Below are 22,313 nucleotides of genomic sequence, written 5' to 3' on the forward strand. Positions count from 1 at the left end.
CCTTGCTTCCCAATGCCTAAATCATATCTCGATACATCTCAGAGATAACTCAGAATTTCTGAGTTATCTCAAGAATTCTGAGTTATTTAAGATATATTTTCTGAGTTAAATCTGTTTCCGCAGGTCATAGGTATATCTACTCGTGTGTTTTATCTCAGGATTCAGAGATGTTATTCTGAGATATATCGGAACGAAGTATTATAAGCCCGCGCTGAATCGCCCATGGATGCGTGCGAACCCCCGATACGATACCGGGCACTTCGAGGAAGTGGGGTTAAGCGTCAAGGAGCACCGCGCAAGAGCGCGACGCTCGAATCGCAACTTGCACGGGCACGCTCACCACACCCCCGGATAGATAGCCCCACGCCCCAAAGCGCCCTGCCGCATTCGACCCCAAGGCAAGGCGCGCTAGGCGCAAGCCAGACGCGAACCCTGACGCTTGGTACTACGTCCCCGAAACGTCCCCGAAGCGTCAGGCACACGGAACTCGCTAACGCATTTCGCGAACGGCTTGCTGAAGTTCCCGTTTGCTATGCACGTCCATCTTCGCGTAGGCGTTTTTCGCGTAGCCGCGCACGGTGTTCTCCGAAAGCACCAGCAGCTCGGCAATCGCCGCCTTGCTTTTGCCCTCCGCGAGCATAAGCGCCACTTCGGCCTCACGGCGCGTCAGCCCGAATCCCGCGATCAACCGTGCAATGCCCCCATCGTCGGCCGCATGCAAGACCGCCTCGGGCTCTGGTCCCGATTCGGCAACATCGCCCGCAAAACCCGACCCGGCACCGCTTTCCGTCTGCGCTTCGCGACGCCCGGCAATCGGCAGCTCGACGGCATCGCCTTCGCCGCCGGCAATCTCAACGGCAACGCCCGCGCGACCAGCGACCGCGCCCTCCGCAACACGGCTCGCAGGCCTCGCATCGCCTTCATCAGCTTCTTCACCGGGAAAGCCCACCAGCAACGCTCGGCTGCGCGGAACGTTATCGCCAAGCAGCACCGCGATGGAAACGGACAGCACGCACACCATCAACGCGGCCAGCAGCGTCATCAACGAGCTTTGCGGCGCGAAAACCAAGATGCCCCAGCGCCCGACTTCGCGTGCGAGCAGAAACACCGCCCAGCACACGCCGAGCACCGCGTACGGGTTCCACGGAGAATGGCGCGCGACGTCGTAGCAGATGATCCACAGAATGCCGAGCGTCATGGTGTTGGCGATGGACACGAGCGCCGCACCGCCGGCAAGACCCCACCATTCCAGCGTGGCCATCAGCACCACGCCCGCCGATGCCGCAACCACCTCGAAACGCCACAGCGTCGCCGACGAAACCGCACGGCCACGGCCCAGCGCAGCCCAGGCCCACACCGCGCACAGCACGATCACGCCGCCTTGGTGCAACAGTTGCATCCCCAGCGGCAACGCGATGGACTCGCCGAACGGGAAACCTCGCGACACGCCCATGACCAGCATGAACAACGCCAATCCGGCCAACAGCCGCAAGAAATCGACGCGCGACCCCGCACCATACGCCTTCTCGGCGATCGCGAAAGCGGGGCACTCGCGCGACGACGAGAAGCCGCCTGGCGCCTGCGACCACCCGCGCTCATCGGCCACGCGCATCGACCGGCCGAAGCACACATATGAAACGGTAGGGAGGAACACGCCCACCAGATAGCATGTCGAACGCGGCAACGCACCCATGACGAAGCCGCCCAACGACCCCAACGCCAGCGACCCCAATGCGCACAGCAAAGCTGTTCGCGGACGTAAGCGCAGGTAGAACGCCATCCACATACCGCCGCCCCACACGATGCCCAGCCCCGCGCACGTGCACGCCGCGTACAAGACCGCGTCGGAATCAAGCGTTCCGTTTAAGAAGAACAGCACGCTGCCCAGCGTCATGGCCGTAACGGAGAACCATTCGAGCGCCTTCGCGAACCGACGCCCCATCAAACCGCGCAGGGCGAACGCCACCAGCAAAACGGTAAACGCGATACGCACGAAATTGATGACGACGCTGACCAGCCCGGCATCGGACAGCACGTAATTGCCGTACAGGTTGCACTGAATCCAAATACGAACCACCGCAAGGCCGAAAAAAGCAAGTGTGCAGCCGTCGAACGCCTGGCGCAGCGCCGCGCACGCTGCCGCCCTTTCGACGACGCGCCGCCCGCCGGCATCGGCCTTGCGAACTTCTCGTATGTTCTCTAAATCGCTTCCCACTGAGCCCTCTCCCGGACTTCCCTTCTCCAACCTCGGCAGTATACCGCTTCCTGCAGCCTGCGAAAATCAGCGGAAACGAGATGCCGGGGCAAAGCGCAAGCTGAAAGCACGACAAGCTCGCCCAAGCCTTTTCACGTCGACAAACGCAAAGGCGTCGCACCCCGAAGCACGGGCCGCGACGCCTTATCGGCTTGACATCTTCTCCAGCCGCGGACACGCAGCCCGAAACCATGCTGCGCAAACGATTGCAAGGACGTAGCGGCTCGCCGATCACCGCCGCATTCCGCCGACGTGGCAACCATGCGATGACCTACCTGGCCCCGCCACGCTGACCGCGTGCTCCCACTGCGGCGGTCTTACGCGCCAAGCGCCTCCCTTGCCGCGTTCGCGCCCGCAAAACGGCCGGACGTGTATGCGAAGTTCAGACCGCAGCCGCCCGCCGGGTAATCGTCGTAGATGAAGGTGCCGCAGCACACCTCGCCGGCGGAGTACAGGCGCGGGATGACCTCGCCCTGCTCGTTTTTCACCTGGAAGTCGGTGTTGATGTCGAAGCCGCCGAACGAACCGTGCGTGCACACGCCCATCTTGAGCAGGTAATACGGCGCCTGCGTCAGCGCCACCAGGTTCGCCGCACCCTTCTTGAACTGCGTGTCGGCGCCCGATGCGACCATCTCGTTGTACGCCGCCAGCGTCTCGGCGCACGCCGCGCCGTCCACGCCCAGCTGGGCCGCTGCGGCCTCGACGGTGTCGCCCTTGGCGAACATGCCCTGCTCAAGGCCCATAGCAACCTTCTCCTTGAGCTTATCGGTCAAGCCGTCGACCATTGCCTGGTCGTACACGGCGAAGAACTGCTGGTCATCGAAGTGCGCCACCTGATAATAGATGTCGTGAGTCTGGCCGCCTTCATTCACGAAACGCTTGCCCTTCGAGTCGACCCACAGCGCCTTGGCGCTGATCAACTTGGACTGACCAGGCTCGACCGGACACGCCAGAATGCCGTTCGTGCCGCCGTGACCCGTGTAAGCCGCGCCGATGTCCAACCCCATCTGCAGCCCGGAACCGTCAAGGCCAACGCCCACTTCCGTGTAAACGCCAACATAATCAGGGCAATACTTCGCGATCATCTCGGGATTGCGGCAGAAACCGCCCGACGCGATGATAACGGCCTTGGCGTTGTAGATGACCTCCTTGCCCGCCTTCTCGGCACGCACGCCCACAACGCGGCCCGTTGACTCGTCCACGATGAGCGCGGTGGCGTCGGTATCGAAATGGAAGTCCACGCCCTGCTCGTTGGCGAACTGGGTGACGGCCTTCAGCGCGTCATCGGCGTTGTTCTTGCACATGTGGCCGCGCTTGACCTTGTCCTTGCCGTTGCCCTTGATCTCGTCCTTGAACGGGACCTTCAGGTCCTCGCGCAGCCAGTCGATCGTCTCGCCGGAGTGATCGGCCATGAAGCGATTCATAGCCAAGTCGACCTTGTCGGCGTTACGCGTGAGCAGATAGTTGTAGTAGTCATCCGGCGTGTCGTCGATACCGAGCTCCTTTTGCTGCACCGTGCCCGAGCCGTAGAACGTACCGAGCGCCAGCGAGCTGGAACCGCCCTGCCAGCCGAGCTTCTCGATGCACACCGTCTTCGCGCCGTTTTTAGCGGCGAAGGCTGCCGATGTGGTTCCCGAACCACCGGAACCCACGACCACCACATCGTAGGTGTACTGCGTCGCGCCCTTCGAACAGCCGGTCAGGTTGCCAAGCGCGATGGTAGCCAACCCAAGGCCCGCAAGGCCGACGAACTGGCGGCGGCTCATGCCGCGACGTGCGTCAAGCGTCATATCGTTCGTAGTCATTCCGCTCCCCCTAGCTCTGCTTCGCGCTCATGTAGTCGCTGTACGACATCCAGCCATCGGGCACCTCGGCCTCGGCATGGCACTGCGTGCAGTACATCACGGACTCGGAATGCGCCTTATGGCATTCGCCGCAGTCGATATCGCCATGCTGCTGCACATGCGGGTTGAACGCCATATCGCTGGTGGATTCGGTGAGCTCGTCGCGCGTCATGTTGTGGCACGACTCGTTCAGGCAGAAACTCTCGTTGTATTGGAACGTATTCTCGGCAACGGGGTCGGTGAAGTCGCCGGATACCCACGCGGTGGCCTCGGCGACCTGGTCGTCGAGCTTCGCCTCATGGCAATCCAGGCACACTTTGCCCTGCTTCGCGTGAACCGCCGACAGCATCGACGAGTTGCCGGATTCATACGTTTCCACGTAGCGGTCCATCGGCTTGTGACAGATTGCATTGCAGAAGCTCGGCTGCTGATGCCATACCCAAAAGCCCGCACCCGCAAGCGCGATCACGACGATCGCGACAACCGTGACGATGAGTCCCTTGCGCCCTTTTTGGGCGTTTCCGGAGACATCCGTTTTGCTCATGGCCCTTCCTCTCCCTCGTGAAACCATGCAAGATCCTCGCGCATCCTTGCGGAGGACATGACGAAGGATAGGCTGGGGACAAAGCGACCAGCAGACACGAAGCAGGGTGGTTTACCAGGCAATTTCGAAAACGGGTGGGCAAACGGGTGGGCGAAACGTCCAGGATTACGTTACGCCAGTGCGACCTCTCGAGTCGCGATGCGGGCGGTGAGCGCAGGGGTATGGGACACCAGCAACATGCCGGCGTTTTCTTGGGCGACGTAGTCTAGCAGCACGTGCCAGATGTGGGCTTGGGTGACCGCGTCGAGCATGGTGGACACCTCGTCGCAGATCAGGTAGCGCGGGCGCGTGGCCAGCGCGCGGGCGATGCAGAAGCGCTGCAGCTCGCCGCCGGACAGCTCGTGAGGAAAACGCTGCAGCCATTCATCGCGGATGCCCAGGTCGTCGAGCAGCTGCTGCGGCACCTCGCCCGCCTCCGCCAGCGTTTTGCGCATGCGCAGGCGTGGGTCCACCGCCTGCTCGGGATGCTGCTGGATCAACTGCACCGGGCACACGCCGCGGCGCGGGAGCGGCTGCCCATCCAGCAGCACCTGACCGGATTGCGGGCGCTCAAACCCGGCAAGCACGCGGCACAGCGTGGTTTTGCCGAACCCCGAGGGCGCCTGCAGCGCCACACGCTCGCCAGGTTCCACCTGCAAGCTGAACCCGCTGTACAGGGGTTTTGCGCCGGGATACCCGAACGTGATGTCTCTGGCCTCTAGCACGCGCCACCTTCCTTCCCGTCGAAACCGTCCGCACCCTCGCGCGCCTGCGCCGGCTCGTGCTCATCTTCACGCTCGGACTCTGGCGCCAGCTCCTTCTCATCCTCGCCCGTGCGGACTTGCTCCGCTTCTTTCCCATCCTCGCACCCGAGCGCCGGCGCCGACACCTTCTCGTCCTCGCGCTCCGGCGCCTTCCCGCCAGCACCTTCGCCCACGGCGAAATCGTGCTCGGGGAGGGCATGCCATAGCTCGCGGGTGAACGGATGGCGCAAAAGGCCGGGATCGGCGAAGCTCGCCGTCGCCGTCTCCTCTACCACGGTTCCGTCCTTGAACACCGCCACGCGGTCGGCCACGCGCAGCGCCAGCTCGATATCGTGCGTGATCAGCAGCACGCCGTTGCCCTCGTTGGCGAAGGCGCGGAAGTCGTCGAGCGCGCGAACCGCCAGGTCAAGATCAAGGCCGGGCGTGGGCTCATCGGCCACGATCACGCGCGGCGAATCCATGAGCGCGCAGCACAAAAGCACGCGACGCGCCATGCCGCCCGACAGCTCGTGCGGGTACAGGCGCGCAACCTCAGGCCCCAGCCCGTAGCGCTCGAACAGCTGCTCGCGGCGCGCTTTGCGCTCGGCCTTCGACAGGTCGTTCGCAAAACCCTCGACCTGCTTGCCCACGCGCATCATGGGGTCCAGGTGGCTCACGCTTTGCGGCACAAGCGACAGCCCATGCCCGCGCAGGGCGCGCAAACCCGCCGCATCCATGCGCTCGCCATCGAACCAGATGCGCCCCGTCACCGTGGCGTTGGGCTCGAACAAGCCCAAAACCGCATCGGCAAGAAGCGTCTTGCCCGAGCCCGACGCGCCCACCACGGCCACGATCTCGCCCGCGTGAACGGCGATGCTCAGCTCGTGAAGCACCTGCACATCGTGCTGTTTCGCCTTGAAATAAGGCGCGTCCTCGTCGTACATGCGGAAGCCCACGCTCAGGTCCTCCACCTGCAGCAAGTGATGCCCGCCGCCGTGGCTCGACGTGGCCGCATGCGTATGATGATGGTGCAGCTGCGCACCCTCGTGCGCGGTGCGCTCGTGCGCCAGCTCGGCGGCTTTGCCCGCCGATGACGTCTCCATGGGTGCACCGCCGTTCGTCTTCGTCATCATCTTCCCTACCTACTTTTGCGCGGTATGCGGGTCAACCAGCTTGCGCAGGTTCTGCCCGGCCACGTCGAACAACAGCACCGTCGCCATGAGCGCCAGACCGGGGAACACCGCCAGCCACCAAGCGCCCGTGGACAGATAGCTCATCGATTCGCTCAGGATCACGCCGATGGCCGGCTGCTCGGGCGGCAGGCCGAAGCCCAAAAACGTGATGGACGCCTCATGCAAAATGGCATGCGGGAACAGCAGGATCAAACCCACCACGAACTGCGGCAGCACATACGGCACCATATGGCGAAGCGCGATGCGCGCCGGGCTTTGCCCCAGCTTGCGCGCAACCTCCACGAACTTCGATTGGCGGCATTGCAGCACCTCGGCGCGCACCACGCGGGCAAGGCTTGCCCAGTGCGTCACGGCAACGCCGATGGTCACGCCCCAAAAGCCCTTCCCCAGCGCGAATGAGATGAGCACCAGCAGCACGATGTGCGGAACGCCCATCATCAGATCGATCATCCAGCTGACCACGGCGTCCACGCGCTTGCCGCCGAGCGCGGCGGCGCAGCCGAGCACCAGCGCAATCACCGACGACACGGTAGCCGCCAGCAAGCCCACCAACACGCTGGTGGAAAGGCCGGCCAGCGTGCGCGCCAGCATGTCGCGGCCCATCCAGTCGGTGCCGAAGGGATGCTCAAGCGAAGGCGCCAGGTTCTTCGCGGTGAAATCGGTGACCGTCGCCTGGCCGTACAGCGCGATACCCGCCGCAACCACGGCCAACAGCGCAAAAGCCGCCAAAACGCACGCGGCCAGCGTGGCTGTACGGTTTCCGCCCCTGCGCTGCGCGGGAGCATGGAGCACGTTTTCCATTACGCCCTCCCCTCGCTCACGCGCATGCGCGGGTCCAAAACGCCGTACAGGATGTTCGCCAGCAGGTTGCCGCCGAACACCAACGCAGCGCTGACCAGGGCGATTCCGGCCAGAAGCGCCACATCGCCGCCCAGGCCGGCGGTGACGGCCGCCTGCCCCAGGCCCGGATACGAGAACACCTGCTCGACCAGCACCGAGCCGCCGAAGATCTCGGAGATGAACGCGCACTGCAGCGTGACCGCCGGCAGCGCCACGTTGCGCAGGCAATGGTGCAAAACCACGCTCAAATCGGATTCGCCGCGGGCGCGCGCAAAGCGCACGTAATCGCTTTCAAGCACGTCGACCACCTTCTCGCGCGTGTGCAGCGCGATGTTGGCCACGCCCGTCACCGAAAGCGTGAGCGCGGGAAGCACCAGATGGTGCGCCGCGTCGGCCAGCGTCACGTCGGCCGCCGACACGCCGATGGGCACGGAGAACCCGATGGGGAACCACCCCAACTGCACGGCGAAGATCATCAGGATGAGCAAACCCAGCCAAAACGTGGGCGTGGACGCCAGCAGAAAGCAATAGCCGCGCACCACGCGATCGACCGCCCCACCGCGGCGCGCGCCGGCGACGACGCCCAGCGCGAAGCCCAGCACGCCGCTGACCAGCCACGCGATGCCCATGAGAGCCAGCGAGTTTGCCGCGCGGTGCGCGATCACCTCGGACACGGGCGCGTTGAACCTGAGCGACGTTCCCATGTCGCCGTGCAAAAGCGCGCCCGCCCAGTTGGCGAACCGCTCCCAAAACGGCACATCGCCGCCCCAGTAGCTGGCCAGCTGCACGCGCTTGGCCTCCGACATGTTCACGTATGCGGCCTGCCCCACGTTGGCCTGAACAGGGTCGATGGGCGAGGCGCTCACCAGCGCGAACACCACCAGCCCCACCGCCAACATGAGCAGCGCGAACCGCACGATATGTCGAGCAAGATACTTCGTCATACCTACTAATGTCCCAAATCTCGAAACCTCGCCCGGAAGCCCTTCGGCCCCCGAGCCCAAAAACCCCTTCAATCGCCAAAAGGGCCTACACCCGCCCGCCTTCAGGCAGGCGAGCGCGCCACCCGAATCCAAGCCGCTAGAACCGCAAAAGCGGGGCAAGCCCTACGGCAAGCCCCGCCCCTACCGGTGAACAGGGGACGGAGGTGCGTTCACGCGCCCCGCCCCTGCGGCGTTCAGCCGGTTGCTACCAGTTCCACTTATCCACGTTGTTCACGATCGACCAGCCGTGACCATGCGGATGCGGCTTCTGCTCGGCAACCTTCAGGCCCTCGGCCACGAAGTACAGGTGGTCGACGTTGGCGAACCACACCCACGTGGCATCGCCCTGCGGCGCCACGCCGTTCTCGCCGTCCCACATGGCCAGCTTCCATTCGTCATACGAATCGGCGACCACGGGATCGGCCAGCGCAGCGTTCAGGTGCGCATCCACCGCGGCGTTCTCGTAGCAGGAGTAGTTGCCGTTGCCCGTGGAGTAGTTCAGGTTGTACACCTCGATCGGGCTGTTGGAACCCCAACCCCACACGACCGGGTCGCTGAACTGATGCTGGTAGATGTCGTCCCAGCTTGCGCCCTTCGGCGACACCTTGATACCCAGCTCGTTCATCTGGTTGGCGAACTCCATGGCGATGGCCTGGCGCACCGAGTCGGAGGACGAATAGTACAGGTCGAACGCGGCCGTCACGCCGTCCTTGGCGCGCACGCCGTCGGCGCCGGGCACCCAGCCCGCCTCGTCGAGCAGGGCCTTTGCGCGTGCAAGGTCCTCTTCGCACTTCATGGCATCCGTCGACCAAGGCATGTTGTCGCCCACGCTATAAGCGATCTGGCCGTAGCCGTTCAGCACGTTGTCGATGAGCGTCTGGCGCTTCACGCCATAGTTGATGGCGCGGCGCAGCGCCAGGTCCTGCGTGACCGCATTGCCGGCAGGGTACTCCTCGCCCGTCTGCTTCTTGGTGGCGCCCGGCGCGATGGTGGGCAACGAGATGCCGCGCGAGTCGACGGAAGCGCAGTTCAGCAGGTCGTAGCCCTTCGGCTGCTGGTTGGCGAAGGTGGCCGACGTGAACGCAACGTCCACCTGGCCGGAACGAGCGGCCGCCAAGCTGGCGTCCTCCTCCATGAACACCACCACGACGCGCTCGATCTTCGGCGCCTCGCCGTAATAGTCGGGGTTGGCCTTCAGGATGACCTGCTGGCCGCGGTCCCACTGCTCGAGCATGTAGCGGCCGCTGCCCACCGGGTTGCTGCCGTAGTCGGCATCATGGCCGCCATCAGGCACGATGCCGATAACCGCCAGCGTGTACAGCAGCGCATTGAACGGCTTGTTCAAGTGGATCTCGCAGGTCTCGTCGTCGATGGCGACGGCCTCGTCGACCATGGTCAGGTCGCACTCGCTGGCCTCGTTGTTCGCCACGCCGTTGATGGTGTAGGCCACGTCATGAGCGGTAACCGGCTTGCCGTTGGTGAACTTGGCATCGGTGCGAATGGCGAACGTCCAGGTCAGACCGTCGTCGCCGCACGAGTAAGCCGTTGCCAGGTCGTTCTCGAAGCCCATGTCGGCCTTCGTGGTCAGAAGCGTGGACTGGATGAGCGGCTCGTGCACATGCTCGCCGCAGCCCCAGGAGACGAAGGGATCGAAACCGGCAGCAGGCTCGCTGCTCACCGGCATGGAAACGGTAACCTGAGAGGCGTGCTCCCCGCTAGCGGCGGAGCCGGAACCCGCATTGGAGCCGCCGGCGCAGGCGCTCAGCACGCCGCCGAAGCCCACTGCAGCGGCACTTACGCCCGCCACCTGCAAAAACGTACGCCTGGAGAAGCTCTTCATCAAGAAATCCTTTCATCGACCAGGCGAAGGCGCGCGACGTCTGCGATTTCATTGCGCGCCTGCCTGGTGTTACGAGATATCAATCCGTAACACACTATAGCAGGCGCGCCGGTCGATTCGATGTTACGAATCCCAAATTCGTAACTCCTTCATGCGAACGGCCCCGAAACACCGGCATCTGGTAGGTTTGCGCGGGCGCAACACCCGGAGAAATGCCCCAGACAACGCAGTCGCGCTATTCCCCATCCGCCGTCGGCACTTCGCCCGTCTCGATGATGCGCAGCAGCGCGGCCTCGTCCAGCACGGGAACGCCCAGCGCCACGGCCTTGTCGTACTTGCTGCCCGCCGCTTCGCCGGCCACCACGAAGCTCGTCTTCTTCGACACGCTGCCCGACACCTTCGCACCGCGCGCCTTCAGGGCCGCACCGGCCTCGTCGCGCTTCATGCCGCTTTGCGTCAGGCTGCCGGTCAGAACGAACGTCAACCCCTCGAGCGTCTGCGGCAGCGCATCGGCGGCTTCCGCCTCCACGTCGTCGGCCAGGCGAACGCCGTGCTTCGCCAGGCGCTCGATGACCTGCACGTTGTCGGGCGTGCGCAGGAACAGGTACGTGGAATGCGCGATCTTCGGGCCCACGCCGTCCACCGCCGCCAGCTGCTCCTCGGTGGCCGCCATCAGCGCGTCCATGCTCGGGAACGCGCGCGCCAGCGTTTCGGCCATGGTTTTGCCCACGTGGCGCATACCCAGTCCGAACAGCGGGCGGGCGAACGGGCGCGTGCGCGACTCGTCGATGGCCGCCACCAGCTTCTTCGCGATGGTCTGCCCCAGGCAGATGGGCTCACCCTCTTTGTTCGTGCGGCCCGTTTGCAGCTGCGCCAGCTCCACCTCGTCGAGCGTGTAGTAGTCCGCCACGTCGCTCACGCGGCCGGATTCCACCAGGCGGCGCACGATCTCCTCGCCCATGCCGTCGATGTCCATGGCGCCGCGGCTGGCCCAATGCAGCAGGCGCTCAAGCGCCTGAGCAGGGCAATCGATGGAGATGCAGCGGTAATCCGCCTCGCCGTCCTCGCGGACCACGGGGCTTCCGCAGCTCGGGCACTCCTTGGGCATGCTCCAGGGCTGCGCGTCTGCCGGGCGCAGGCTGAGCACGGGGCCCAGCACCTCGGGGATCACGTCGCCGGCCTTGCGCACGATGACCGTGTCGCCCACGCGCACATCCTTGCGCAGCACCTCGTCCTCGTTGTGCAGCGTGGCACGGGCCACGGTCGAGCCCGCCACCAGCACCGGGTCCATCTCCGCCACCGGCGTCAGCTTGCCCGTGCGCCCCACTTGCACGGTGATGTCACGCAAAAGCGTGGTCTTCTCCTCGGGCGGGAACTTGAACGCGATGGCCCAGCGCGGCGCGCGGGCCGTGTAGCCCATGGCCTCCTGCTGCGCGAACGAGTTCACCTTCACCACCACGCCGTCGATGTCGTAGGGCAGCGCATCGCGGCGCTCCAGGCTTTTGCGGCAGAACTCGTGCACCTCCTCCGCGCTGCTTACCAGCGCGATATCGGGGTTCACGTGGAATCCGGCTTCGCCCAGCCATTTGAGCAGGTCCCACTGCGTTTCCGCAACCAGCTTGCGCTCGTCGCCCACGGCGTACACGAACGTGGAAAGGTCGCGATGCGCCGTGATTTGCGGGTCCTTCTGGCGAAGGCTGCCCGCAGCGGCATTGCGCGGGTTGGCGAACGGCTGCTTGCCGTTGGCCTCAGCGGCGGCGTTGAGCGACTCGAAGCTGGTCTTGGGCATGTAGCATTCGCCGCGCAGCTCGATGGAGACGTCGGTGTCGCGAATCCCAGCCAGGGCACCGTCGCGCAGGCGCAGCGGCACGTCCTTCACCGTGCGCACGTTCACTGTGATGTCCTCGCCCGTGGTGCCGTCGCCGCGCGTGGCCGCACGGATAAGGCGGCCGCCCTCGTAGGTGAACGCCACCGACGAGCCGTCGATCTTCAGCTCGCACACCAGTTCGGGGATGGTGCCGAAAAATTCCTTGACGCGCGCCAGCCATTCGTCGAGCTCCTCGGCGCCCATGGCGTCGTCAAGCGAGTACATGCGTCGCTCGTGCTGGATGGGAGCGAACTGCTCGCCCACGTAACCGCCCACGCGCTGCGTGGGGCTGGATGGGTCGATGAGCTCGGGGTGCGCCGCTTCGAGCGCGCGCAGCTCGTGCATCAGGGAGTCGAACGCGGCGTCGCTGATGGCGGGCGCGTCCTTGGCGTAATACAAGTAGCTGTTGTGCTCGATCTCACGGCGCAGCGCCTCGATGCGCGCCGCCGGATCGCCGGTCGCCTCCGCCAGCGCCTCCCCGCTCAACAGGGACTGCTGCTCGATGACCTGCTCGTTCGCCTGGTTGTTCGCCCTATCGTCCATCTGGCCGTCCACCTGCTCGTTCGCCATCTCAAGCCCTTTCGCTCGCCGCCTCGTTCGCAGCTTCTGCCGCCGCCTCATCCGCAGCTCCATCCGCCACTTCGTCCGACACGACGCCGCGCAACCGCGCGATGCCCGCCGACAAGAAAGCCTCGGGCACGTGCCCGAGGCCCATTTTTCCGTTGCGATTTTATCACGCGCGCACAGCGCCGGCCGAAACCCGACGCAGCGCACACGCTACATCGTGATATAACGGCCCGCGTTCCAACCGTACACCATCAGGGTTGCAGCGCGCACCAGCAAGATGATGGCCAGGAACACGCTGAGCATCTGGGGCATGACGAAGAACGCGACGCCGCACAGCACGTTCAGCACGCCGCTGAACAGCGCCCATCCCCACATCGGCACGCCCCAGCCGTGCGCCTTCACCGAAGCGACCACCTCGAACACACCGAACGCCACGAAGCACACGCCCACTAGCCAAGGCACCACCGCGGAGAACGCGATCGGGTGCAGCAGGAAGATCAGACCCAGCAGCACATCGATGATGGCATAGGCAAGCTCCCAACCGCTGCGCGGCAGGATGTTACGCAGCCTGATGTAGCTGATGATGTCGAACACGCCCGCCACCAGGAAGAACGCGCCCACCACGGCCGCGATGGTCACGATGGTCAGCCCCGGTGCCACCATGCAGAAGAAGCCGGCCGCCGCCAAGGCGATACCTGCAACGATCAATCCCCAGTCATGCTTGCTCGCGCTCATGATGCGCCCCTTTCCCCGATAACCTTTCATGCGAGACGGATATCTCCGCCCCAATCGCACCAGGCGGAATCTCCCACCCGTATCGCGTTGAGCGGGTTCCCCCACCCCCAACGTTTCCTTTATTGTACCCAAGGTCGCGCGTGCGCGGCGATCGGCAAGCAAATTGTAACGGGGTCGTATCTCGCGCCGACCGCAAAAGCCCATCTTGCACGCGAAGCGCCCCGTTCCTGCTTGAAATGGGGTATTTCCTCCGAGTTCTCCCATTCGCCCTATTGCACCGAAATTGCGCCGATACCGCAACCGATGGGCGAATCATCAGGAATCGAAGCCCCGTATTATCCGGCATGGCCTACCTATCGCACAAGGCGCCCCGCTCCTGCTTGGAGCGGGGCGCCTTCGCCGAGTTCTTTCTTATTCGCCAACCTGCAGCTTTCACCGCAAAGCAGGCGTTTTGCGATTCCTAGAAGTTGAACATTGCCGTGGACAGGTAACGCTCGCCGGTGTCGGGGAGCACCGCCACGATCAGCTTGCCCTTGTTCTCGGGGCGCTGCGCCAGCTTCGTTGCGGCGGCAACCGCGGCGCCGGAGGAGATGCCCACCAGCAGGCCGTCCTTGCCCGCCAGCTCGCGGCCGGCCCGGAACGCCTCCTCGTCGGTGATGGGCAGCACCTCGTCATAAACCGACTGGTCCAGCGTGTCGGGCACGAAGCCCGCGCCGATACCCTGGATCTTGTGCGCGCCGCCATGGCCCTCGCTCAGCACCGGGGAGCCGGCGGGCTCCACGGCGACCACCTTGATGTCGGGGTTCTGCGACTTCAGGTACTTGCCCGTGCCGGAAAGCGTGCCGCCAGTGCCCACGCCGGAGACCAGGATGTCCACCTTGCCATCGGTATCCGCCCAAATCTCGGGGCCGGTGGTGCGCTCATGGACGGCGGGGTTCGCCGGGTTCGTGAACTGGCTGGGGATGAACGAGTTCGGGATCTCCTCGGCCAGCTCGGACGCGCGGGCGATGGCGCCCTTCATGCCCTTGCTGCCGTCGGTGAGCACCAGCTCGGCGCCGTAGGCCTTCATAAGGTTGCGACGCTCGACCGACATGGTTTCCGGCATGGTGATGATGATGCGGTTGCCGCGAGCGGCGGCCAGCGAGCACAGGCCGATGCCGGTGTTGCCGGAGGTCGGCTCGATGATGACGGTGTCGGCATCCAGCTTGCCCTCGGCCTCGGCCTGGTCGAGCATCGCCTTCGCGATACGGTCCTTCACCGACCCTGCCGGGTTGAACAGCTCCACCTTGCCCACGATGGTGGCCTCAAGGTTGTGATTCTTCTCGTAGTTGGACAGCTCCACCAGCGGAGTGCCGCCGATCAACTCGGACACGCTCTTGTAGATGGCCATGATGTTCCTCTCTCGCTTGTCCGCCGTTGATTGCCACGTGCGGAACGCCGTTTTCATGCCTGTTATCCTACTATGTCTCTAGGCAATGTCAATATCTATTTCGAAAAATTATCCCGTAATCCCGGTGGTTTGGTGGGTTATCTCGTTTTCCTCATGAATAGCGAAAAGGGCGCAAGCTTGAACGCTCACGCCCTTCCGTTAGATCGAATAGCTGTCCGCCGCAACCGCTGAATGCTCGTCGATGATGCTCTGCAGCGTGATGCCGCCCAGATACTCGTTGATCACCTTGTACAGCCCGCGCCATACGCCCAGCTCCATGCAGGGAACCGGCATATTGCAGTCGAAGGTGTCATCCTCCAAGCACGACGCCGGCGCAAGCGAACCCTCGGTGACCCGCAGCACATCGAGCACGGTGATCACGCTGGCCGGCTTCGCCAGTTGATAACCGCCGGCGGCGCCGCGCACCGAGCGCACCAGCTTCGCCGTGACCACGTTCGACACGATCTGCTCCAGATACTTCTTCGAGATGCCCAGCGACTCGGACACCTCTTTCAGAGACACGGGGCCACCGCCGTCGTGCTCCGCCAGATACAGCATCAAGCGAACCGCGTACAGGCCCTTCGTTGAGATCTTCATGCGCGCTGCCGCCTTTCTTCCGCAGGGGAAAAGCGTCGGCGGCTCAAGCGCCGACGCCGTTGATTGCAACCCTTATATTATACCCTCTCCACCTAGGGAATATGCTGTGATTCAGCTAGCGCCGGGTTCCTTTCTCGCGCGTGCCACCGCTCTTGCCGCCTCGTGCGCCGCTCGGGGAGCCGCCGCGCTTGCCGGCGTTCGCGCTACCCGAAGAGCTTCCCCGGCCGCCCGCGCCACCTGCAGCGCGCTTCCCGGCCCCGCCTTCGCGGCCCTTCGACCCACGCATAGCGTTCTTCGCGCCCGCCACGCCCTTCTTCGCGCCAGCGCCATGCCCGCCTTCGCTCTTATAGGGCCTGATCAGGCATTTCGGACCGAACCCGATCAAGTCGGTGCGGCCCGCCTTGCGTAACGCCTCCATCACCAGGTCGTGGTTCTTCGGGTCGCGATACTGGATGAGCGCGCGCTGCAGCGCCTTCTCGTGCGGGCTTTTCGGCACGAACACGCGCTCCATGGTGCGCGGGTCCACGCCCGTGAAGTACATGGCCGTGGACATGGTGGACGGCGTGGGATAGAAGTCCTGCACCTGCTCGGGGTTGAACCCCATGTCGCGCACGTATTCCGCCAGCTCGATAGCCTCGTCGAGCGTGCTTCCGGGGTGCGAGGACATCAGGTACGGCACCACGAACTGCTTCAGCCCGCAAGCGTCGTTGGCCTGCTGGAACAGCTTCACGAACTTCTCGTACACCTGATGCTGCGGTTTGCCCATCACGCCGAGCACGGCGTTGGAAACGTGCTCAGGCGCCACGCGCAGCTGCCCGCTCACATGGTGCTCGCACAGCTCGCGCACGAACGCCTCGCCCTTGTTGCGATCCGCCAGCACGTAATCGAAGCGGACGCCCGAACGCACGAACACCTTCTTCACGCCAGGTAACTCGCGCAGTTCGCGCAAAAGCTGCAGGTAATCCGTATGGTCGGCGTTCAGCTTGCGACACGGCTGCGGCGAGAGGCAGTGCTTGTTGCGGCACGCGCCGCGACGCAGCTGCGCATCGCACGCAGGCTGGCGATAGTCCGCCGTCGGGCCGCCCACGTCGTGGATGTATCCCTTGAACTCCGGGTCGGCGATCATCTGCTTCGCCTCTTCCACGATGGATTCATGGCTTCGCACCTGCACGATGCGCCCCTGATGGAACGTCAGCGCGCAAAACGCGCACTCGCCGAAGCAGCCGCGATTGCTGGTAAGGCTGAACTTCACCTCGCGGATCGCCGGGATGCCGCCGGCCTCCTCGTACATGGGGTGGTACGCGCGCGCATACGGCAGGCGATACACGGCGTCCATCTCCGAGGTGGTCAACGGCTTGCTCGGCGGGTTCTGCACCACGAACTCGTGGTCGGAATAGGGCTCCACCAGGCGTTTTCCCGTGAAGGGGTCGCTGTTGCCGTACTGCACGTTGAAGCTGCGCGCGTACTCGAGGCTGTCCTTCTGCATGTTGTCGAACGAGGGCAAAAGCTCGTAATCGTACACGTGCTCAAGCGTTTTGGCGCGATACACCGTGCCGTCGATGAACGTGATGTCGGACACGTCAAGGCCGGCCGCCAGCGCATCGGCGATCTCCACGATGGAGTGCTCCCCCATGCCGTAGCTGACCAGGTCGGCGCCGGAATCAAGCAGGATCGAGCGCTTCAGCTTGTCCGACCAATAATCATAATGAGCCAAACGGCGAAGCGAGGCTTCGATACCGCCCAGCACAATAGGAACGTCTTTGTACGTACGTCGAATCAGGTTGCCGTAAACCACCGCCGCGCGATCGGGCCGAAGGCCCATCTCACCGCCGGGCGAGAACGCATCGGTGCTGCGATGCTTCTTGGCAACCGTATAGTGGTTCACCATCGAATCCATGTTGCCGGCGGAGACCAGGAATCCCAGCCGGGGCTTTCCCAGAACCGTGATGCTTTCGGGGTCGCGCCAATCAGGCTGGCAGATCACGCCGACCTTATAATGGTTCGCCTCAAGCAGGCGCGTGATGATGGCCATACCGAACGAAGGATGGTCGACGTAAGCGTCGCCGCACACGAACACGAAATCGCAGCAGTCCCAACCACGCTCTTCCATATCGGAACGGCTAACCGGCAAGAACGCGCTGCGCGGCGGCAGGGACGCCTTAGGCTTCGCTTGATTCGCCGCAGGCGTTGTCGCGGAATCGCCACGCGATGCGCGCGCCTTACCCGAACCTCGGGAACCTTGCGTCTTGTTCAACCCAGGCGCGCTCTTCGGTTTGCCCGAGCCGTGCGCTTTCTCGAAATCGCAACGGCCAGCGCTAGCAACGGAGCCTTCGCGCAAACGTTTATCCTCACGCGACGCGCGCCGAGAGTCCCGCTTTCCCGACGCAGTCCGTTTACCCTGTCGCCCCGAGCCGCGCTTCGCGCTATCCTGTGCGCCGCTACGGCGCGACGGCTTACCGCTGCGATTGCCTGCATGCCCCTCGGATGCACCGCGCGACCCTTGGCTTCTATTCCCTTGTTTCACGGAACCGCCTATCTCGGCGCCCCGCTGGACGCCATCTCGAACGGCATGGGGTCATCCTGACCGCGCCACGCCGGAACGTCGAATTGCCTTGTCCAGTATCCCACGGCACGCGCCTGCATCACCACCGCGAACGCCGATGCCGCCGAAACCACCACAGCCAAGGCAAGACAAAAGATGATCAGCCCCATGCCCGCAGCAACGATCATCATCATGTCAGGCGAAGCGCCGTTCGAGAAGAACCCATACGCCCCCACGCTGATAACGCCCGCAAACAAAAGCGAGCCGATGATTCCCGTCACCACTACCGGCACGATAGCAAGCACGATCGAAAGCCCGAGCACGCGCAGCAGGCCCTTCATATCGTGGCGCATCATGGCCCACAAGCGGGGAACCTGGAAACCAGGCCCCAACCTGCCATAGATGCTCGCACGCATGGAGGCGACCAGGAAAAACATGACGGATGCCAAGGAAACGGCAAGGCTGAACAGGGAATACACCGGACTCACGACCACAGCACCACCTGCACCGCCCCAGACTGCATGCGAAACGTTGCTCAAGCCGCGTCCTGCAAGCGCATCCCAGCAGCCCTCGAGCGCGGCGGGGATCACCGCGCAGCACACGATGCAGATTGCAAGCACGATCAGCCCGCGGCGATACAGCAGGCCGTCCTCGTTCCCGAAGATGCGCGCAGGCATGGGCATATGCACGCCCCAGGCGATATCGCGCGCCCAACCGAACGCATAACCCAGCAGCACCACCGGGCCGAAAACCGGGATGAACGCGATCAGGCCCAGCAGGAGCATCTTCCCCAACCAGCCTTGCGAGCTTTTCACATCGTTCCATGCGGCGCTGAAATACCCTGTCTGCATGGCGCTTCCTTCCCGTCGTGCCTCTTTGCGCGGTATACATAATCGTCTTCCCGGAACGTTACACGCCCTATGCAAGCAACGCCGCATCCGTAACCATTCTGTTGCGTTCCGAAGCACGCGTGAACAGGGGACGCCCCCAAACAAAAAAGGACCCGCTGCAAGCAGCGGGTCCCGTAAAAGCAGTCGGAAGACTGAATTTACTTCAGGGTCACAGCAGCGCCGGCCTCTTCCAGCGTCTTCTTGATCTCCTCAGCCTTGTCCTTGGCCACACCCTCCTGGATGGTGGAAGGAGCACCCTCGACGGTCTCCTTAGCTTCCTTCAGGCCCTGGCCGGTGATCTCACGGACAGCCTTGATGACAGCGATCTTGTTGTCGCCGAAGCCCTCGAGCACGACGTCGAACTCGGACTTCTCCTCAGCGGCAGCAGCGCCAGCAGCCGGAGCAGCAGCAACGGCAACCGGAGCAGCAGCGGACACGCCAAAGGTCTCCTCGATGTCCTTGACCAGCTCAGAAGCCTCGAGCAGGGACATTTCCTTCAGAGCCTCGATGATCTCTTCGCGAGAAACAGCCATGTTAGTTTCCTTTCAAAGGGGCTGGATCATCCTTATGTTCCAGCCGAAATTTCAAATGCATTACGCGGCACGTCTTATGCCGCAAGAAGCTTGCTTACGCAACCTTCTGATCGGCAACGGCCTTTGCAACCTGTGCCAGGCCACGCGGCACGCCGTTGATGGCGGTTGCCAGACCCTGAGCCACACCGTTGATGGCAGCGGCGATGTGAGCGTACAGCTCCTCGCGAGAAGGCAGGGAAGCGATGGCCTCCACCTCTGCGGCGCTGACTGCAGCACCCTCCATCAAGCCACCCTTGATCTGCAGGTTCTCGTTGGACTTGGCGAATTCCTTAACGGCCTTCGCGGCAGCAGCCACATCGGAACCGGCGAACACGAATGCGCTCGGGCCATGCAGCATGTCGTCCAGCGTAGGCAGCTCGGACTCGGACAGGGCGATGCGCATAACGGTGTTCTTGTACACCTTCATGCATGCACCGGACTCGCGGACTGCGTTGCGCAGAGCCTCGACCTCCTTGACGGTCAGACCGCAGGCGTCGACGACCCACACAGCACCCGCACCCTCCAGATCCTCCTTGATCGCGGAAAGCATGGATTGGTTCTTTGCGTTCGGCATTGTTACACCTCCTTCTTCTCAAACTCGGGTTCCGCCCCATGCGGGTGGAGTCGCGCTTGAGAAAAAGAACGACCCCTGCCGTCCTAAGACACAGGGGTCGTTGAAGTGCGATACTTAACAACCACCTCGGCGGGCCGCAATTGCTTGCGATTGAACCTTTCGGTGCCTGCTGTCTCGGGCAGCGGAACTATTGTTGTTGCTCCGTCTTCTTGTCAGCCGTTTCCGCGGTTTGATCAACCGTCTTCGCGGACTGCTCAGAAGAAGACTTATCTAGAATATCAGATTTATTCTGTGTGTCAACAAGTTCTTGAACGGAATTTGTGGTATCGCCGACGATGTACTTGAAGGTAATGGTATCGCCTTCCCTATAGCCTACGATGCCGAGCTGCGCGGGCAGGGCGAAATCGTAGATGCCCTCAACGCCTTCCAGCGTCACATAGAAGTGCGAGTTGCCGTCCAAGACCGCCTGCGTCATACTGCGGATCGCGCCCGTCTGCTCCTGCGTGTTCGCCTCCGCGGCATCGCCGGAAAGGGTTCCGCTGGTTGCCAGCATGGCTTGGTAGGACTTCTGCGTTTCCGCGACCGTATCGCCCGTTGCCACGTTCTGGTAATGCTGGATATCCACCATCGCGAACTTCTTCACGGTGCCCGCGTTGTCCTTCAGCGCCATGAAGTACGTCGGCTGCTCGGACACGTTGATCAGGATGGGGAACGTTGCGGAGTAGCGCAGGTTCTGCACCGCGCCCTCGGCCGACTGCATGGCCGATTCCTCGGTAGCGCCCGCCACCGGATAGTAATGGGATTCCGCCGTGCGCTGGTTCACCAGCACAAAGCCGACGATCGAGTTGTCCGCCGTGGCAGACGTCACGCCCGTGTACACCCACACGTCATCGTCCTTGGCGATGTAGTTGTAGCCCACGTTGCCATCGGTGCCCGGCGTGGTCTGCACCACGTTCTTCTGGCCCAGCCAGCTGTTCAGCCAGCCGTCCTGGTACTTGCCCGACCAGTTGTACTGCTGGATGAGCAGCTCGGCCGGATAGGCGCGGTCGACCCATTGGGGCACGTCGTCGATGGCCAGGTCCGTGCACTCGCCCGTGGTGGCGTTCACCATGACCACGCGCTCGATGGTGGTGCCTCCGAACAGGCCGATGGTACGCGTCTGCACCGGGCAAATCCACCAAGGCTGACCGTCCTCGTCGATCTCGAACGACTTCTCATCGAACATATAGAAGGGGTACTTCAGCTGCACGTAACGGTCGATGTTGCGCGCCAAAGGCTCGGAGCGCGAATAGAAGATGGCGCGGTCGCCCAGCTTCACGATCTGCGCATCCTGCGTGGTCATGTCCACCAGCGCGTACGCCGGGATGCCCTCGGCGCGGTTCGTCAGCCACTTGAACAGGTCGGCATAGCCCAGCGGGCTCACGCGCACGGGCGTGCCCTGGTAGTTGATCTGGCTATACGTACCCGCGATCTCGAACTGGCTGACGTACTCGGGGATGTTGCCCATGGCGCGATTGCCCAGCAGCGCCGCGGAATCGCGGTCGATGATGGGAATCTCGGAGTAGTCGACCTGCTGGATATCCTGCGCGAAGTCGGCATCCTGCGTATCCAGCACGCTTGCGTACTTGGCCGCGTTGCCTGGGAACACCGACAGCGACGCCACAGCGCCCAACACGCCGACCAGCGCGATGGCCACGGGAATCCACGATGCCACCTTGAACGCCTTCGCCTTCGTGCGGTTGGGGTCCACCTTGCTGTTGCCCGTTTCATACGTGCGCGACTTCACGTTCCACAGCAGGAACAGCGGCAGCAAAATGAACACGACCACGAACATCCACGTATCCACGCTGTGGATGTTGATGGGCGGATGGAACCACCAGTAAGCCGCCGCCACGATGAGCAGTACCAACACCGCGGTGATGATGAGCGCCTTCTTGCCCATCTGACCCATTTTGTCGCCGAACGAGAACTCGGGGATGCCCCCGCCGTTACCGTCCTTGTTGCCGCGGCCGCCGCTGAACGCGGTGAACGGGTTTTCGGAGCCTTGGCTACCGGCGCCGTTGCCCGACGAGCCGCCCGCACCCCCTTCGCCGGAGGCGCCAGCGGGCCCTCCGAAGCCTGCGCCCATGTCGAAGCCCGATTGCTTCAGGGCATCGATGAGCGACTCAAAACCGGATGTCTGTTTCACGGCATCCCTTTCTCCATTGATGGATGAACAATGTTCCACATTGTAGCGGAACGCGTCCAGCTTCCCTTGAAA

General features: G+C 63.5%; 17 protein-coding genes. All 17 read right to left on the reverse strand.

Translation table 11 applies throughout. The annotated features are described in order from the left end of the window. Window positions 1-490: 490 nt before the first annotated feature. A complete protein-coding gene (locus Q0D52_RS06700) occupies window positions 491-2,215 on the reverse strand; it encodes a helix-turn-helix transcriptional regulator (protein WP_294381186.1) in 1,725 nt (574 codons plus the stop codon). A gap of 356 nt (window positions 2,216-2,571) precedes the next feature. Beyond that, on the reverse strand, window positions 2,572-4,059 hold the full coding sequence (locus Q0D52_RS06705; RefSeq protein WP_294381188.1) for an FAD-dependent oxidoreductase: 1,488 nt from the start codon (window positions 4,057-4,059) through the stop codon (window positions 2,572-2,574). A gap of 10 nt (window positions 4,060-4,069) precedes the next feature. Further along, entirely contained in the window at window positions 4,070-4,642 is a 573-nt protein-coding gene (locus tag Q0D52_RS06710) for a cytochrome c3 family protein (RefSeq protein ID WP_294381190.1), read from the reverse strand. Between the two features lie 170 nt (window positions 4,643-4,812). Then, window positions 4,813-5,406: an ATP-binding cassette domain-containing protein gene (locus Q0D52_RS06715; protein WP_294381192.1), complete on the reverse strand. Its 594-nt coding sequence runs from the start codon at window positions 5,404-5,406 to the stop codon at window positions 4,813-4,815. After that, window positions 5,400-6,554: an ATP-binding cassette domain-containing protein gene (locus tag Q0D52_RS06720; protein WP_294381195.1), complete on the reverse strand. Its 1,155-nt coding sequence runs from the start codon at window positions 6,552-6,554 to the stop codon at window positions 5,400-5,402. Before Q0D52_RS06720 ends, Q0D52_RS06715 begins: the two co-directional genes overlap by 7 nt. 12 nt (window positions 6,555-6,566) lie before the next feature. Then, window positions 6,567-7,418, reverse strand: coding sequence for an ABC transporter permease (locus Q0D52_RS06725; protein ID WP_294381197.1), 852 nt, complete (start codon window positions 7,416-7,418; stop codon window positions 6,567-6,569). Next, complete coding sequence (locus tag Q0D52_RS06730; protein WP_294381199.1) at window positions 7,418-8,401, reverse strand: ABC transporter permease; 984 nt, start codon at window positions 8,399-8,401, stop codon at window positions 7,418-7,420. Before Q0D52_RS06730 ends, Q0D52_RS06725 begins: the two co-directional genes overlap by 1 nt. A 244-nt stretch (window positions 8,402-8,645) precedes the next feature. Then, on the reverse strand, window positions 8,646-10,280 hold the full coding sequence (locus Q0D52_RS06735) for an ABC transporter substrate-binding protein (RefSeq protein WP_294381201.1): 1,635 nt from the start codon (window positions 10,278-10,280) through the stop codon (window positions 8,646-8,648). A 235-nt stretch (window positions 10,281-10,515) separates the two neighbouring features. Next, window positions 10,516-12,717 carry an NAD-dependent DNA ligase LigA gene (ligA, locus tag Q0D52_RS06740; RefSeq protein ID WP_294381203.1) on the reverse strand — a complete coding sequence of 734 codons (2,202 nt, stop codon included), beginning with the start codon at window positions 12,715-12,717 and terminating at the stop codon, window positions 10,516-10,518. 207 nt (window positions 12,718-12,924) lie between these two features. Further along, the gene (locus Q0D52_RS06745; protein WP_294361685.1) at window positions 12,925-13,449 is read right to left on the reverse strand and encodes an HdeD family acid-resistance protein; all 525 of its coding nucleotides are present in this window, start codon (window positions 13,447-13,449) and stop codon (window positions 12,925-12,927) included. Between the two features lie 460 nt (window positions 13,450-13,909). Further along, a complete protein-coding gene (gene cysK / locus Q0D52_RS06750) occupies window positions 13,910-14,842 on the reverse strand; it encodes a cysteine synthase A (RefSeq protein ID WP_294381218.1) in 933 nt (310 codons plus the stop codon). Window positions 14,843-15,037: 195 nt separating this feature from the next. Then, window positions 15,038-15,475 carry an Rrf2 family transcriptional regulator gene (locus tag Q0D52_RS06755; protein WP_042435389.1) on the reverse strand — a complete coding sequence of 146 codons (438 nt, stop codon included), beginning with the start codon at window positions 15,473-15,475 and terminating at the stop codon, window positions 15,038-15,040. Window positions 15,476-15,590: 115 nt separating this feature from the next. After that, the gene (locus Q0D52_RS06760) at window positions 15,591-17,999 is read right to left on the reverse strand and encodes a YgiQ family radical SAM protein (RefSeq protein ID WP_294381206.1); all 2,409 of its coding nucleotides are present in this window, start codon (window positions 17,997-17,999) and stop codon (window positions 15,591-15,593) included. Window positions 18,000-18,007: 8 nt separating this feature from the next. Further along, window positions 18,008-18,868, reverse strand: a complete 861-nt coding sequence (locus Q0D52_RS06765; protein ID WP_294361687.1) for a DUF4013 domain-containing protein — start codon at window positions 18,866-18,868, stop codon at window positions 18,008-18,010. A gap of 197 nt (window positions 18,869-19,065) precedes the next feature. Beyond that, on the reverse strand, window positions 19,066-19,440 hold the full coding sequence (gene rplL, locus Q0D52_RS06770; RefSeq protein WP_042435383.1) for a 50S ribosomal protein L7/L12: 375 nt from the start codon (window positions 19,438-19,440) through the stop codon (window positions 19,066-19,068). Between the two features lie 94 nt (window positions 19,441-19,534). After that, complete coding sequence (gene rplJ, locus Q0D52_RS06775; RefSeq protein WP_114620067.1) at window positions 19,535-20,053, reverse strand: 50S ribosomal protein L10; 519 nt, start codon at window positions 20,051-20,053, stop codon at window positions 19,535-19,537. 187 nt (window positions 20,054-20,240) lie between these two features. Beyond that, window positions 20,241-22,241: a Tat pathway signal sequence gene (locus Q0D52_RS06780; protein ID WP_294381208.1), complete on the reverse strand. Its 2,001-nt coding sequence runs from the start codon at window positions 22,239-22,241 to the stop codon at window positions 20,241-20,243. Window positions 22,242-22,313: the final 72 nt, after the last annotated feature.

The organism is uncultured Senegalimassilia sp., assembly GCF_934630535.1.
GTDB lineage: Bacteria > Actinomycetota > Coriobacteriia > Coriobacteriales > Eggerthellaceae > Senegalimassilia.